This window comes from Paenibacillus sp. AN1007 (assembly GCF_040702995.1).
GTDB lineage: Bacteria > Bacillota > Bacilli > Paenibacillales > Paenibacillaceae > Paenibacillus.
Genome location: NZ_CP159992.1, coordinates 4,012,251 through 4,025,141, shown reverse-complemented (window position 1 = coordinate 4,025,141; position 12,891 = coordinate 4,012,251). Strand labels below are relative to the sequence as shown.

Genomic DNA, 12,891 nt, shown 5'->3' with positions numbered 1-12,891 from the left:
GAAACCATCGATGTTATGAATATATGTCTGAACACAGGAGGAGCAGTATGGGATACATCTTGGAATTACGTAAACTAGTGGGGACACGGCCCATAGTTATGGCAGGTTCATGTGTATTGGTGTTTAATAAACAAGGTCATCTGCTGCTCCAGAGACGAACAGACAGTCTGGACTGGGGAACCATAGGCGGTTCCCTTGAGCCGGGTGAATCTCTAGAGGAAGCTGCTGCACGTGAATTATATGAAGAAGCCGGATTGCGCGCAGCAGGATACAAGCTCATTACCGTTTTCTCGGGACAGGATATGTATTATCAGTATCCGCATGGAGATGAAGTCTATAACGTAATGGCCATCTATGAAGCAGACGGCATTACGGGCAGCCCAACCGTGATGGACGATGAAGGGTTAGAGCTCAGATACTTTGACTTGACTCAGCCGATACCTGATATCAATCCATTTACCAAATACGTATTGACGAAAGCAGGATATATCAAGAGTTAGTTCATAGATTCCTTTCGGCTATACTCGCACAACATTATCATTTTTCTCTCAGTGATTTACGGCTGCTGTTTTAGTATGATGAATGTATCATTTGCAAAGAGAGAGGGTCAGACAATGGATACATTTTTGCAGCAGATCAACGAGTTAAACGAGCTTCAGAGAGACTTGGTCAGCCTGCATCCTTTTTTTGCAGAGCATCATCCTGTTGTCGTAGCGGACGAAACGTTGTTACATATCTATGATTATTCATCCAGAACCCGGCAGTATGAGTGGGTCAAAACTGTGCCGGATGACCTGTACATTCCAGAAGATTGTCTTGGCGCGATGCCTGTACATCATATAAACCATCGGATGTGCGCGATCGTCACGGCTTCCGTTTTCCAAAATCTAGAGCAGAAAGTCTTTCTATTTCACGAGTACGTGCACTGCTCTGTCTATGGGAAATATAAGGAGCGGATCGTGGACCGTCTGCAGATTAAACATAAAATGACTCAATTGAAACGGGTAACCTGGGAGATCGATTATGATTTCCCGTACGAGGATGAGCGTGTCGCGAAGCGGATTGATTCTCTTTTATCCGCATTGAAAAGTGAGAATCTCCAGCAGATTCAGGCTGCACGCAAGGAACTGTTTGAATCTTTGACGGAAGAACAAGCTGAATATTGGAGCTGGCTGGAATGGAACGAAGGGTTTGCAAGGTATGTCGAGAATCTGATTCGGGCCAAATATGGTCTACAACCTAATCATTACGGCGATACAGCGCCGTTTAACCGACTCGTATTTTACGAATGCGGATCACAATATATTCGTTTGCTTGTGAAGGAACACCCTGCATATCATACGGACTTGGAACAGTTGTTTGACCGAATGCAGATGGAGAGAGCGGCAGGTTTCGTCAGCTGATCAACGATGGATTGTGTGCACTTCTTGTATAAAAAGGAGAGAATGGTTTATGCCTCTGCCTATGGTACATCTCAGCATAGCTTATCCATTGGCTGATGCTCTGCCTGAGCCGCTGGATCGGGGAGCATTTTATCTCGGGAGTATCGCCCCGGATTCCATTCACATGCGTGAGGGAACAACGAGAGAAGACAAGCAGCACACTCATTTTTACCCTGAATAAGAGAATAATTATTCTGGACGTCTTCAGAAACTATACAGCGGTTATAGAAGTGAGGGTTCGGATGAAGGATGGCATTCGTTTGTCATTGGATATTTCATGCATGTGATGACGGATTATTACTGGTTTCGAAGTGTACATCCACAGTTCGTGGAGCAAGTTCGAGAGGATGACCAGCGAGAGGGGATCGTTCGAACGAAGGAAGAAGTCTCCTGTTTATATTATCAAGAGACGGATCAGATTGATGTTAATCTCTATCAAAACGCAGGCTGGAGCAAAGAGGTATGGTCGGCGCTAAACGGCACGTCAGGTTATGACATGACCGATCGTTTGACAGCAAATGAAATTGAACGCTGGCGGGATCGAACGTTTACTTTGCTGCATGGGAAAGAGCCTGGAATTGTACCGTGTTACATTACAGAAGAGATCGTACAAGCCTTTGCTGCCAGAACGGTCCGGCGCTTAATCGATTTATTAGGTGAATGGAACAGACAGACGGGCAGTTAATTACAAGCTAATAAATGGAGATGTAGACAAGTTGATAACAATCGGAACACTGACGGCAGCAGATGTGGATGGAGCATACCATGTTTTTGAGACGACCATTCCGGCGGCGTACAGTCAGGAAGGAATCGGATCACTTCTGGAGGAAATACAGCATGAGATCGAGCTGAAGAAAGCTGTGGCACAAGCTTATTTGCAGCATGGATCTGTTCTCGGTGCACCGACGGCTCCGATCTTTCTCGCAGCCAAGAAAGAAAATAAAGTCGTGGGTACCATCTCATATGGCCCCTGCAGTAAAGTCATTCAAGATTGCACAAATCATCGTTTGGACCAGGTTGGTGAGCTGGGAGCATTGTATGTTTTACCTGAACTGCACGGGCAGGGAATTGCTTCTGCGCTCGTTACAGCTCTGGTTACACAACTGCAGGAGCGGGGCATCAAACAATTTTGTCTGGACAGCGGTTATCGCATTGCACAGCAGAAGTGGCGCCGGAAGTTTGGAGAGCCGTATGCCGTGGTGAAGGATTACTGGGGCGAAGGCAGTGAAAATATGGTGTGGTTGTGTGCGGTGCAGGATTTTGCAGTTCAAATGAACAGAACCGAAAGATGACCGCCTGTACAGGGACAGGTGTCATCTTTTTTTAATTTCGCTTATCCAGCTGCATCGATTACACACGTATGATCGTACAGTGTATAGACAGAGAGAGAAGGGAAGGAGATGGATAATAGGATGACAGGAACAGCAGAAACAATAGAAACATCTGGAACAGAGGAATGGAGCACACCGCAGCAGAAGCTTTCCCCTCACGCGGTGAGTCTGTGGAGAGTCAGTGCTGTTATAACCAACCTCATCGGTTTTATCGTGCTGGCTGTGCTGCTTATTCTGGATTCGGTATATGATTGGAGGCCCTGGATTGGCTGGATTTTGTGGGGAGTGGCGGCGATATCCCTTGGTTATGCGGTGTGGGATATTTTTATGCAGCCTGTATGGCTGTATCGGCATTGGTACTATGGCGTGAGCGCAGAGTTTTTGCAGCTGAAGCATGGTGCGCTGAACAAGGTCCATCAGGTGATTCCCATGGCCAAAGTGCAGTCGGTTACGACGAATCAGGGACCGCTGATGAGAAAATATGGGCTGTATTCCGTTTCGATCGGCACGATGGGTTCGTCGCATGATATACCTGCTTTGCCGGAGGAAGTGGCGTTCGCACTGCGGAATCAGATCGCGGCATATGCCCGGATTAATGAGGTGGATGAATGACGGAATTGAAACGGCATCATGCACTCAGTTTGTTGTGGAGCCTGGGCAATTTGGTCAAAAGTACATTTGCTTTTATTTTGTTTTTATTCGTTTTTCGAGCAGGTTCAGAATCAACATGGGTTTTCTATGCAAGGTACATTTTTTATATCGGTATTTCTATCGCGCTGGTGTCCATTGTCTGGAAATGGTTGACCACACGTTACTCCGCGGATCAGCAGGCATTTCATATCTACACAGGAGCATTCAGCCGCACTCGCAGAACAATCCCGCATACGAAGGTGCAAAATGTGAGCCGCCATACCAGCTTCTTTCATCGTTTGTTCGGTGTAACCTCCATACGCTTCGAAACAGGCATCAAGGGTGAGGATGCGACGTTCCAACTGCAGGTGGTTTCCCTCTCCGAAGCGGAGCAGCTTGAGAAGCTGGTGGCGGGTTATAGATCAGAAGTACAGGGGCAGGCTGCGGTGGGAGTGGATGAACAGGATGCCAAGGAAGAGGAGCAATCCAATGCGGAATTTATCGGTAAGGAAGCAGCGGATGGCAGGGAAAATGAGGATGTCAATGAAACAGTGAACAGCATGAATCAGGCTGCACATGAAGTGCACGATACAGGTCACTCTGAAGATGCGGAGATGTTCCCACGATCTGCTGCAGCAGACCAACGGGTTATTCACTACCGTTCTACCCGCAAGGATGTGCTCAAAGCTTCGTTTACTTCGCTCAGCTTTCTCGTGCTGATTCCGATCCTGGGTTCATTGTATTCAACAGTGAAGGATTTTTTTCCGGACGAAACAGTAACGGAAAGCCTGGTCTTGTCCTGGCTTGAATCGTGGTGGGTAACCAGCCTGATTATTTTGTTCCTGATCCTCATCTCTATTGGGCTTGGCATTGTACGGACCTTCGTAAAATATGGAGATTTCCAGATTACATCCGATGACATACGGATTTATATTACCAAGGGGATGCTGGAGAAAACGTCTTTTTCGATCCAGAAAGATCGTGTACAGGCCGTGAAAATTACGCAGTCCCCGATGAAAAGAATGCTGGGCCTGGCCGAGGTAGAACTTACGACAGCAGGCAGCTTAGGTGAATCCGGGCAGGAGATGAATTCACTGTACCCGTTTCTTCCCGTAAAAGAAGCCCATCGGATTATTGAGGAGATGCTGCCTTCGTATCATGTTAAAGAGGAGATGGCAAAACTGCCGCGTGCAGCCTTAGGACTGCGTCTGCTTAAACCAAGTTGGTTTTGGATCATCGCTGCTGGTGGCCTGGCCTATTTCAAACCGGTTCTCTTCGGGATTTCACAGGCTTGGTGGATCATCTCACTGTTACTGTTCGTGTGCATTGCTGCATACCGAGTAATCGATTTTTATCATACGCGATATGGATTGAACGATCAATTCATTCAGATTCGCTCAGGTGCACTGACGTCCACACTCTTTGTATCCAAACGGGAGAAGGTTATCGAAGTGAAAATTACACGTCACCCCCTGCAGCGCAGGCTCGGGCTGGCTTCGATCCATACGGTAAACCGTGCCAAACCCGTCATGCATCATCACGTTCATGATATCCCGGATAGTGCTGCAGGTGAGTTCCAGATGTGGTACATGGGACGCTCCAGAGAGGTGCAGACCCGGTAGATGATCGGCAATAGATGCAGACAACGAAAGCGAGTGAAGACAGGCCGAATGACATAGGTTTATCTTTGCTCGCTTATTCTTTATTTTGACCAACCAATGATTCGCAGCCAAGGAGGTTGTGTGTTGTGATTAAAGCTGTATTTTTTGATGTGGACGGTACGCTGCTCAGTGAAAAAGATCGAAGCCTCTCCCGGGGTACGGAATCATGCATACGCGAACTGGCTCGAAAAGGAATTCATAGTATTCTTGTCACGGGCAGACCGCATCAGCTGTGTGAAGAGTTCAGTCATCTCGATATTGAAACTATTATTTCGGCTAATGGGGCTCTTATAACCTGTAAAGGCGAGAAGATCCATTCATCCATTCTGTCTCCATCGACGCTCCGAGCGTTTAGCGATTTCGCTGCCTCCCAGGGCCATGCGGTTTCCTATTTTACCGAAGCTTTTGGCATGAATGGAGCATGTAGAACCGATCACCGTGTGACGGAGGCCCTGCGGGAGACACTTGGGTTAATGGAGTACCCGCAGCAGACGATGACGCTGGGTGAAGATATATACTGTATGTGCCTTTACGCCAATGAAGCCGAAACAGACAGGTATAAAGAACAATTTCCTTCCTTGCGGTTGGTAAGATTCCATCCCTATGTATGCAATGTACTTGAAGCAGGTGAAGTGAGTAAATCTGCAGCAGCACAGACAGTCCTGACATATCTCCAAATCCGCAGAGAGGATACGATGGCCTTTGGTGACGGAGAGAATGATATTGACCTTTTGACGTATGCAGGAGTCGGTGTTGCTATGGGGAACGGAAGTGAGCGAGTCAAGCAATGTGCGGACTATGTTACGCTGAAAGCAAGTGAAGACGGGGTAAGTCATGCATTAAAGCACTTTAAGCTTATATAAAGGGACATAAGTTGGAAATAAAGGATATCCAGATTGTGGCGTTTTATGTAAAATGAGTTGTAGTGACAAACCCTAAAGCATAGGGGGAAAGAAGGGTGAATGGTATGAAGAAAAAAGGTTTTATTATTTTGCTGTCTCTGATTATGCTCGTTGGTGTTTCATCCGCAGCGTATGCCCATCCTGGTCGTCTGGATAAGAGCGGCGGGCACAAGTGCTCCGCCAAATCGATTAAAAAAGGTCTCTGCACCGGTTATCATTATCATAAAAAGAAAAAATAACGTTGAACATTCATATCCATTAGAAGGTGGGAACTGCAGAATTGGGGGACAATCAGCATGAGTCATATGGATCATATTAAAGCAGTCATTTTTGACTTGGACAATACCATTTTGAATCGGACCAAAACGTTTGAAGGTTTTACCCAAAGTCTGATCGATACGTATTTTGGACACCTGGAGTCTACTGAACATATACAGCAGCGGATCATTGAGCTTGATGAAGATGGATACAAGTATAAAACAATGCTGTTCAACGAACTGCTGCAGGAATTGCCTTGGAACGAGAAGCCGCCGCATGAGGAACTCATGACGTTTTACAGCAGGGAATATGTACTGAATTCGGTGCTGATGGACGAGGCGCGGGAAGTAGTCCAGTATCTGAAAGGCAAATATTCAATCGGTTTAATCACGAATGGTCAGACGGATATCCAGCATGGGAAAATAGATCAGCTCGGGATTCGGGAGGACTACGATCATATCATTGTATCGGAAGAAGCAGGTGTGAAAAAGCCAGATTCACGCATATTTCAGATGGCTCTCGATTATTTTGGGCTGGAGCCTAAGCAGTGCCTCTACATTGGTGATCACCCAGTGAACGATATACAGGGGGCTGCGAAGGCGGGGATGAGTACGATCTGGATCAAGGTAAATCAGCCTTGGCCCGAGGGGATTGAGGCAGCACCGATACATACCATTCAGGAGCTCCGTGAATTAAGAGATATATTATAGAAACCCTTGTTCAGACAGGAAAGCTTCCAACGAGAAAAACAGTATAATCCATAATTACTAACGGGATAGCCTGAACAGGATGGCAGCAAATCGGATCCCTCAAGGTGTTGTTAGAACTGCTCTGTAATGATGTGATCTTTTCGTCTTTCTATACCAATGCATTTCAGCTTATACAGCTTATTCTGTTATGATAGGAGGGCGTGTCGGCATAGGTTGGGACAGAGAGATACAGGAGGACAAGTGAAATGAACAAGTTACAGAAAGAACTGGCAGAGCTGCTGCCGCCAGCACACATAGACGGAATGTCTGGTGAAGAGATTGTGGGCAGTATCGCAATGGATATGTACCGTGCTGAATTTGCTTCCATTCGGGAACGAGTCACCGAGCTGCCCGCAGTATTACGGGATATTATACTGATTATTGACCTGGATACCGAGCTGTCGATGAATGGAATGACCGGATTTCTGGAAAATGCCAGCGGACAATATATGGACGAAACGATTGAAGCATTGGTACGGATTGGTGATAATGCGGATGCGGCGATTCTGCAAAAAGTGGGTCAGCTGCTGTCAGATCAGGGTGTTACCGTAGGACAATTAAGAGAGCATGTGGAGCGCCTGTCCGAACATGACATCACGACAAGCTTGCAGACACATGGACCTCAGATTCATGAAGTGCTGCAGCAGGTGGAGCGGGAAGCGGATTCTCTTAGTTTTCAAACGGACAATGAAGAAAGTTTCGACCTGCTGTATCAATATGCAGATGAGCATAAAGCTCAACTGAAGCAGCAGCTGGAGCATTTGTTATCGTAGACAAGCTGAGGAGGAGAATGAATGCGTATGAACAAACGTGTAGGGATGGAGTCGCTGATTGTTGCCCTTGTTTTCTTACTGATCCTGGTGGGCTGGAACGTTGTGGAGGGGATGTTTCTAACCATGAAGCATGTTCCTGAGCTGCAGCAGCTGCATACCTCTGGCGCACCATCGAAAGTAGAGTTTGGAAGTGTGACAAGTGCCGGTGGTTCTACGATTGTTGTAGGGATTGGCATGATCATGCTGTTTACTGCGGGATACTACGTCATTCGTTCTTATTTTATCGGGAAAAGAAAGTGATTCTCATGGCGACGATAAATACTGCTGCACTATGAATACGAATAAAGTAAACCCTTGTCATCAGATCCGGCTGACAAGGGTTTCTTTATGGGTATTGCTTAATCCGCGCAGGTCCACGTGTATGAGTTCTGAGTACGTAATGAGTAGAGACTGGTATTAAGTCCTCTATTAAATATGCTCTGAAATAACTTCTTCCAGACCCTGCGCCACAGAGCGTACACCGCGCTCCAGATGTCTCTCGTGCAGCTGCAGGCGCACATAGGTTTCGTCCGTACCCATGGCTTCAGACAGCATTCCGCCAAGTCCGCGTGCACGGCGGTCGATCTGCAGCAGCAGCTCCAGGGAATCTCCCATGGGATAAAAGAGAACTTCGAGTTCGTCCAGATATCCGCGGAACTTGCTGGTCGGCACAAATTCAAACTCCTGTACAAATGGCAGATTACCTCCAAGCCTTGGTGCATAGTCATTAGTCACTTCACGAAGCTTGAAGCCCAGCAAATCGATGGCATCCAGCACGATTTTCATCTCTCTGGAAGGCACGACATGTAAACGGTCCCGATCTGAAGGATCCACTGCGCTGGAGATATCCAGCCCTGTCTCAACCCAGACTTCCGCACGGCGAAGTGTAATCGGCAGATTATGCGGCAGATCGAATTGAAAGCTTTTCTCCAGCTTGGCACCAGGCTGTAAGACGAATCCATCCGTCAGCACATATTTGGCAACAACAGCCGTCTCCTGCACTTTGCGGTCGTTACTCTCCCGAATGTAATGCGTTTTAAGCAGCAGATAGATCCGATCAACCTGCTGCTCTACATCTCCGCCCTCGATATAAACCATTCCTGAAAGAGTTCCACCTGGCATGACTTCTGTCGTATGTAATTCCGTATTTACCTTCGCTGCACCTACACCAACACTGGCTAACATTTTCTTGAAAAATGACATGTTAGTGACCCCCGAATTCCATGGATTTTAATTAAAAGAGAAACGACTTCGAGCATAATACGGACGTTGGAATCCATGCGTTTCAATTTTTGAAAAAAAAGGGGGAACAGCAGGATTTTGTCGAATATTGATACGGAAGATAAAAATAGCAGTCAGGAGGATGTCTATGAGCATGGAGTGGTACGATATGATCGCACGCCGCAATGGGGGATATAGAGGTCGGGCGCGGTATATATGGGAAGGGAAGTCAGCGGAGGAGATCTTCGAAGAACGGTTGATCCGCATGCTTCCTGCTTATACATCCGTGATGGATGCTGGGTGTGGTCATGGTGATTTTACGCTTAAAATGGCAGCATACGCTTCTCATATTATTGGATTCGATAATTCCAAAGAGATGATCCGGATTGCGCAGCAGGGGCTCGAATCCAGTACAGTACAAAATGTAAATTTCGTCTGTGCAGCGACGAAAGAAGAACTCCCTTTTCAGGATGAGCAGTTTGACTTGATCTACAATCGAAGAGGTCCCACATCCATTATTGAGTACGGCAGACTTCTTCCTCCGGGAGGCGTACTGTTTGGGATTCATACGGATGTTACCAAAGTTCGGGAGCGACTGGAGCGCAACCGATACGAGCAAATTGAGATTGAAGAGTATCGCGACGCATGCATGGTTTTTCCTGACGAGACCGAGTTTGCGCTCTTCCTTGCGGATATTCCGGGCAGCCCGGACTACACACAGCCTGAATACCGCGAACTGCTGCAGGCCAAAACAAAAGAACATACTTTGGGCGGAAAAATAACGGTTCAAGAACATAAATTTATCTGGAGAGCTGTAAAAGTGTAAAGGGGTTCAGAGGATGAATGGAAGAAATGATACCATCGACCTTAATGATGAGAAGATAACAACCAGTATCGAACAAATGGACAATGGTGATACAAAAGTAAAAATGACAGCATCTGATGGTAGTTATTATTGCAGAACAGCAGCATCATCTCGTGGCGGTTGGCAGAATAGCCATATGCATGTCAACGTAACAGAGTTCTATGTAGTCCAAAGCGGATGGATTGCTTATGCCAGTTTAGGAGAAAAGCAGTTACCGACTATCGAGATCATGAAGGAAGGAGAGCTTGTCGTTGTTGAGCCAGGTACTAAACATAATATATATGTCAGCTCATAGTGTAATTCATACGATCAAGCATGGACCTGAAACCTACAGCGATTGGATAGCCTCTCCCGAGTTAGATCAGTTGACCAAGTCTTTAACTCAAGAGGATATACTGCGCAGGAGTATTGATAAACAGCCAGGAGTACAGAATACGCAAAAAAGATGATGTCAAACACGGTTGGAGTGGACTTAATATCAGAGGATAGTAGAAGTATGGCTGATTTTGTTAGACAATTATCAGTTAAAAATTTGAGCTGGGCAGCGGGTCAGAAGCTGGATATCGTGAAGGAGGGAACGAGGTGAAGAACGTATATCAGACGGAAGAAATCACAGTTCGTTTGCTGGAGCCGGAGGATGAGTTAATCCTGGTTAGATGGTTGTCTGACCCGGAGGTACTGCAGTACTACGAAGGACGGGATCAGCCGCATGATCTGGAGCAGGTAAGAGCACATTTTTATCATCAGGAAGATGAAGCTTCGCGGTGTATCGTGGAGTATGGCGGACGACCGATCGGATACATTCAATTCTATGAACTGGAGCCGGAGGAACGAGCTGCATACGGTTACACAGACAGCGATGAAATCATCTATGGAACCGATCAGTTTATTGGTGAGACGGATTGCTGGAATAGAGGCATAGGTACACAATTAGTCCAGTCCATGAAATCGTACTTAACCTATGAGAGGCACGCCCGGAAAATCGTCATGGACCCTCAAGCCTGGAACGAACGTGCGTTAGCCTGTTATGAGAAGTGCGGCTTCAGACGAGTTAAACGACTGCCGCAGCATGAGCTGCACGAAGGGCAGATGAGAGATTGCTGGCTTATGGAGTATGGAGTGTGCTCGTCAGCATAAAATGCAAACGGGTCACGATGCTGAGATTATAAAGGGGGGCTTGCAGTGGACTTGAGATATCCAATTGGACAGTTTGCACATACAGGTGAGGTGACACAGGCTCACAGGAAGCAGTGGATTCAGGATATTGCCGAACTGCCGACTCAAGCGAGGGAAGCAGTTCAAGGTCTGAGTGAAGAGCAGTTACGCCTGCCATACCGGGAAGGCGGATGGATGCTGCAGCAGGTTATTCACCACATGGCAGACAGTCATATGAACAGTGTCATTCGCTTTAAGCTTGCCCTGACGGAGGATACACCTGAGATTCGGCCTTATTACGAAGAACGCTGGGCAGAGCTGAGTGACTCCAGAGCGCTGGATATCGAGGTGTCACTGCAGCTGCTGAACGCGCTGCACCATCGCTGGACGGCGCTGCTGCACACATTATCGGATGGTGATTACGCCAGACGGTTCTATCACCCTGCTTCGAAGGAAACGATGAGACTGGATCATTGTTTGGGACTGTATGCCTGGCACGGGCAGCATCATACAGCGCAGATCATGTCGCTTCGAAATCGACTGGGTATTTGAGAGGAGAACACTATGAACACGATACATATTCGCCATTTGGACAAGCAGGACGCGCAGGTCATCTCACAGGCGTTTCAGGAGCAGGGGTGGTACAAACCGTCAGAACTATATGAACGTTATTGGGAAGAACAGCAGCAGGGAGCGCGCATAACCTTGATTGCCGAACTGGACGGGCAGTTTGCCGGTTACGTCAATGTGATCTGGACATCAGACTACCCTTCGTTTCAAGAACAAGGTATTCCCGAGATCAGTGACTTTAATGTGCTGATGAAGTTCCGGCGACGGGGGATTGGTTCCAGACTGATGGATCACGCAGAGACAGTCGCGATGGAACGCTCGAATACGGCAGGTCTTGGCGTAGGGATATATGCGGATTATGGAAATGCTCAAGTTTTATATGCTCTACGTGGATATGTTCCAGACGGGCGGGGCGTTTACAAGAGCGATCATTACCTTCAGCCGGGTGAAGAGACGGTGATCGACGATGATGTTGTCCTGTATTTGACCAAAAAGCTGGGGCAGGCGCAGAACATCAAGCTTTAAAGTACGGTACGCAGGGATAAAAGTTCGATTCAACTTCTCTAAAATAAATGTTTGTCCTGCAGCAGCGGCTGCGTGTTATACTCAACGGGAATCTGTGGCAATCTACAATAGATGTATGCGGAGATGACTTGATTAGAGGAGTGGTGAAAGCATGTTTAGCAGAGTAGGCCAGATTATGCTGTACGTCAATAACCAGGATGAATCACTGGCTTTCTGGACGGAAGTGGCTGGATTTCATATCGTCGATGAGGTCATCCTGGATGAAGGCATGCGGTGGATTGAGATCGCACCTGCGAAAGATTCACAGACAAGTATCATTTTGCATGATAAAGAGGTTGTGGCACGGATGTCACAGGGGGTAAATCTGGGCACACCTTCGCTAATGTTTTTCACAGATGACCTCGATCGGTTATATGCCGATTTGGCTGCTAAACATGTAACGGTTGGAGAGATCGTAGAGATGCCAACAGGCCGTGTTTTTAACTTTGCAGACAATGAGAAGAACTACTTTGCCGTGATGGAACGCAGGGCCTGAATGCAGGCCTGAAAATAAATATTGGTTCAATTATGCAGCAGTAATATTACGGCTGTGACTCAAGCGGGCGACATGAAATGTCGTCCGCTTTTTCTATGGGAAATGGATAAAAACCTTGCGGAAATACATATGAAAAATAGAGAATGAATGGGTAAAAATGTTATAATAGAGTAAGCTTGAATAAGCTGGATGATTTGAAAAGTGGCTTAAAAAACGACAGTCAAAAACATTCATC

General features: G+C 46.9%; 19 protein-coding genes. 18 read left to right on the top strand and 1 reads right to left on the bottom strand.

All coding sequences use genetic code 11. The features are described 5' to 3' along the window. The first annotated feature begins 47 nt into the window (after nucleotides 1-47). The 12 genes from ABXS70_RS17895 (at nucleotide 48) to ABXS70_RS17840 (ending at nucleotide 8,046) form a co-directional block, all read left to right on the top strand. Entirely contained in the window at nucleotides 48-500 is a 453-nt protein-coding gene (locus ABXS70_RS17895; protein WP_342554963.1) for an NUDIX hydrolase, read from the top strand. Between the two features lie 114 nt (nucleotides 501-614). Next, on the top strand, nucleotides 615-1,403 hold the full coding sequence (locus ABXS70_RS17890; RefSeq protein ID WP_342554964.1) for a hypothetical protein: 789 nt from the start codon (nucleotides 615-617) through the stop codon (nucleotides 1,401-1,403). A gap of 49 nt (nucleotides 1,404-1,452) precedes the next feature. After that, nucleotides 1,453-1,623 carry a hypothetical protein gene (locus ABXS70_RS17885; protein ID WP_366289598.1) on the top strand — a complete coding sequence of 57 codons (171 nt, stop codon included), beginning with the start codon at nucleotides 1,453-1,455 and terminating at the stop codon, nucleotides 1,621-1,623. A 102-nt stretch (nucleotides 1,624-1,725) separates the two neighbouring features. Continuing rightward, nucleotides 1,726-2,127, top strand: coding sequence for a hypothetical protein (locus ABXS70_RS17880; protein WP_366289596.1), 402 nt, complete (start codon nucleotides 1,726-1,728; stop codon nucleotides 2,125-2,127). 31 nt (nucleotides 2,128-2,158) lie between these two features. Next, nucleotides 2,159-2,734 (top strand): GNAT family N-acetyltransferase, encoded by a 576-nt coding sequence (locus ABXS70_RS17875; protein ID WP_342554966.1) that lies wholly within the window; start codon nucleotides 2,159-2,161, stop codon nucleotides 2,732-2,734. Between the two features lie 120 nt (nucleotides 2,735-2,854). Then, nucleotides 2,855-3,385 (top strand): PH domain-containing protein, encoded by a 531-nt coding sequence (locus ABXS70_RS17870; protein ID WP_342554967.1) that lies wholly within the window; start codon nucleotides 2,855-2,857, stop codon nucleotides 3,383-3,385. Continuing rightward, nucleotides 3,382-5,025 carry a PH domain-containing protein gene (locus ABXS70_RS17865; RefSeq protein WP_366289592.1) on the top strand — a complete coding sequence of 548 codons (1,644 nt, stop codon included), beginning with the start codon at nucleotides 3,382-3,384 and terminating at the stop codon, nucleotides 5,023-5,025. Before ABXS70_RS17870 ends, ABXS70_RS17865 begins: the two co-directional genes overlap by 4 nt. A 125-nt stretch (nucleotides 5,026-5,150) precedes the next feature. Then, entirely contained in the window at nucleotides 5,151-5,927 is a 777-nt protein-coding gene (locus tag ABXS70_RS17860; protein WP_342554969.1) for a Cof-type HAD-IIB family hydrolase, read from the top strand. A 104-nt stretch (nucleotides 5,928-6,031) separates the two neighbouring features. After that, nucleotides 6,032-6,205, top strand: a complete 174-nt coding sequence (locus ABXS70_RS17855) for a YHYH domain-containing protein (RefSeq protein ID WP_342556280.1) — start codon at nucleotides 6,032-6,034, stop codon at nucleotides 6,203-6,205. A 57-nt stretch (nucleotides 6,206-6,262) separates the two neighbouring features. Then, nucleotides 6,263-6,934: an HAD family hydrolase gene (locus ABXS70_RS17850; protein ID WP_342554970.1), complete on the top strand. Its 672-nt coding sequence runs from the start codon at nucleotides 6,263-6,265 to the stop codon at nucleotides 6,932-6,934. A gap of 245 nt (nucleotides 6,935-7,179) precedes the next feature. Next, complete coding sequence (locus ABXS70_RS17845; RefSeq protein ID WP_342554971.1) at nucleotides 7,180-7,746, top strand: DUF4375 domain-containing protein; 567 nt, start codon at nucleotides 7,180-7,182, stop codon at nucleotides 7,744-7,746. Between the two features lie 21 nt (nucleotides 7,747-7,767). Then, nucleotides 7,768-8,046 carry a hypothetical protein gene (locus ABXS70_RS17840; RefSeq protein WP_342554972.1) on the top strand — a complete coding sequence of 93 codons (279 nt, stop codon included), beginning with the start codon at nucleotides 7,768-7,770 and terminating at the stop codon, nucleotides 8,044-8,046. 168 nt (nucleotides 8,047-8,214) lie between these two features. On the opposite strand, the gene ABXS70_RS17835 is transcribed toward ABXS70_RS17840, so the two are convergent. Then, entirely contained in the window at nucleotides 8,215-8,988 is a 774-nt protein-coding gene (locus ABXS70_RS17835) for a sporulation protein (RefSeq protein ID WP_342554973.1), read from the bottom strand. A 166-nt stretch (nucleotides 8,989-9,154) separates the two neighbouring features. Here ABXS70_RS17835 and ABXS70_RS17830 point away from each other — a divergent pair, with 166 nt between their 5' ends. From ABXS70_RS17830 to ABXS70_RS17805, 6 genes are all read left to right on the top strand, one after another. After that, nucleotides 9,155-9,832, top strand: a complete 678-nt coding sequence (locus ABXS70_RS17830) for a class I SAM-dependent methyltransferase (RefSeq protein ID WP_342554974.1) — start codon at nucleotides 9,155-9,157, stop codon at nucleotides 9,830-9,832. Between the two features lie 13 nt (nucleotides 9,833-9,845). Continuing rightward, nucleotides 9,846-10,166, top strand: coding sequence for a hypothetical protein (locus ABXS70_RS17825; RefSeq protein ID WP_366289586.1), 321 nt, complete (start codon nucleotides 9,846-9,848; stop codon nucleotides 10,164-10,166). A gap of 287 nt (nucleotides 10,167-10,453) precedes the next feature. Continuing rightward, nucleotides 10,454-11,008: a GNAT family N-acetyltransferase gene (locus ABXS70_RS17820; protein ID WP_342554976.1), complete on the top strand. Its 555-nt coding sequence runs from the start codon at nucleotides 10,454-10,456 to the stop codon at nucleotides 11,006-11,008. A gap of 45 nt (nucleotides 11,009-11,053) precedes the next feature. Then, complete coding sequence (locus ABXS70_RS17815) at nucleotides 11,054-11,578, top strand: YfiT family bacillithiol transferase (RefSeq protein WP_366289583.1); 525 nt, start codon at nucleotides 11,054-11,056, stop codon at nucleotides 11,576-11,578. A 12-nt stretch (nucleotides 11,579-11,590) separates the two neighbouring features. Beyond that, entirely contained in the window at nucleotides 11,591-12,121 is a 531-nt protein-coding gene (locus ABXS70_RS17810) for a GNAT family N-acetyltransferase (RefSeq protein ID WP_366289580.1), read from the top strand. Nucleotides 12,122-12,272: 151 nt separating this feature from the next. Next, nucleotides 12,273-12,656 (top strand): VOC family protein, encoded by a 384-nt coding sequence (locus tag ABXS70_RS17805; protein ID WP_342554979.1) that lies wholly within the window; start codon nucleotides 12,273-12,275, stop codon nucleotides 12,654-12,656. The last annotated feature ends 235 nt before the right edge of the window (nucleotides 12,657-12,891 follow it).

Excerpts from the sequence above, each read along its gene's own strand:
- ABXS70_RS17895 (WP_342554963.1), top strand. The coding sequence starts at position 48 with ATGGGATACATCTTGGAATTACGTAAACTAGTGGGGACACGGCCCATA.
- ABXS70_RS17890 (WP_342554964.1), top strand. The coding sequence starts at position 615 with ATGGATACATTTTTGCAGCAGATCAACGAGTTAAACGAGCTTCAGAGA.
- ABXS70_RS17885 (WP_366289598.1), top strand. The coding sequence starts at position 1,453 with ATGCCTCTGCCTATGGTACATCTCAGCATAGCTTATCCATTGGCTGAT.
- ABXS70_RS17870 (WP_342554967.1), top strand. The coding sequence starts at position 2,855 with ATGACAGGAACAGCAGAAACAATAGAAACATCTGGAACAGAGGAATGG.
- ABXS70_RS17865 (WP_366289592.1), top strand. The coding sequence starts at position 3,382 with ATGACGGAATTGAAACGGCATCATGCACTCAGTTTGTTGTGGAGCCTG.
- ABXS70_RS17855 (WP_342556280.1), top strand. The coding sequence starts at position 6,032 with ATGAAGAAAAAAGGTTTTATTATTTTGCTGTCTCTGATTATGCTCGTT.
- ABXS70_RS17850 (WP_342554970.1), top strand. The coding sequence starts at position 6,263 with ATGAGTCATATGGATCATATTAAAGCAGTCATTTTTGACTTGGACAAT.
- ABXS70_RS17845 (WP_342554971.1), top strand. The coding sequence starts at position 7,180 with ATGAACAAGTTACAGAAAGAACTGGCAGAGCTGCTGCCGCCAGCACAC.
- ABXS70_RS17840 (WP_342554972.1), top strand. The coding sequence starts at position 7,768 with ATGCGTATGAACAAACGTGTAGGGATGGAGTCGCTGATTGTTGCCCTT.
- ABXS70_RS17835 (WP_342554973.1), bottom strand. The coding sequence starts at position 8,988 with ATGTCATTTTTCAAGAAAATGTTAGCCAGTGTTGGTGTAGGTGCAGCG.
- ABXS70_RS17830 (WP_342554974.1), top strand. The coding sequence starts at position 9,155 with ATGAGCATGGAGTGGTACGATATGATCGCACGCCGCAATGGGGGATAT.
- ABXS70_RS17825 (WP_366289586.1), top strand. The coding sequence starts at position 9,846 with ATGAATGGAAGAAATGATACCATCGACCTTAATGATGAGAAGATAACA.
- ABXS70_RS17810 (WP_366289580.1), top strand. The coding sequence starts at position 11,591 with ATGAACACGATACATATTCGCCATTTGGACAAGCAGGACGCGCAGGTC.
- ABXS70_RS17805 (WP_342554979.1), top strand. The coding sequence starts at position 12,273 with ATGTTTAGCAGAGTAGGCCAGATTATGCTGTACGTCAATAACCAGGAT.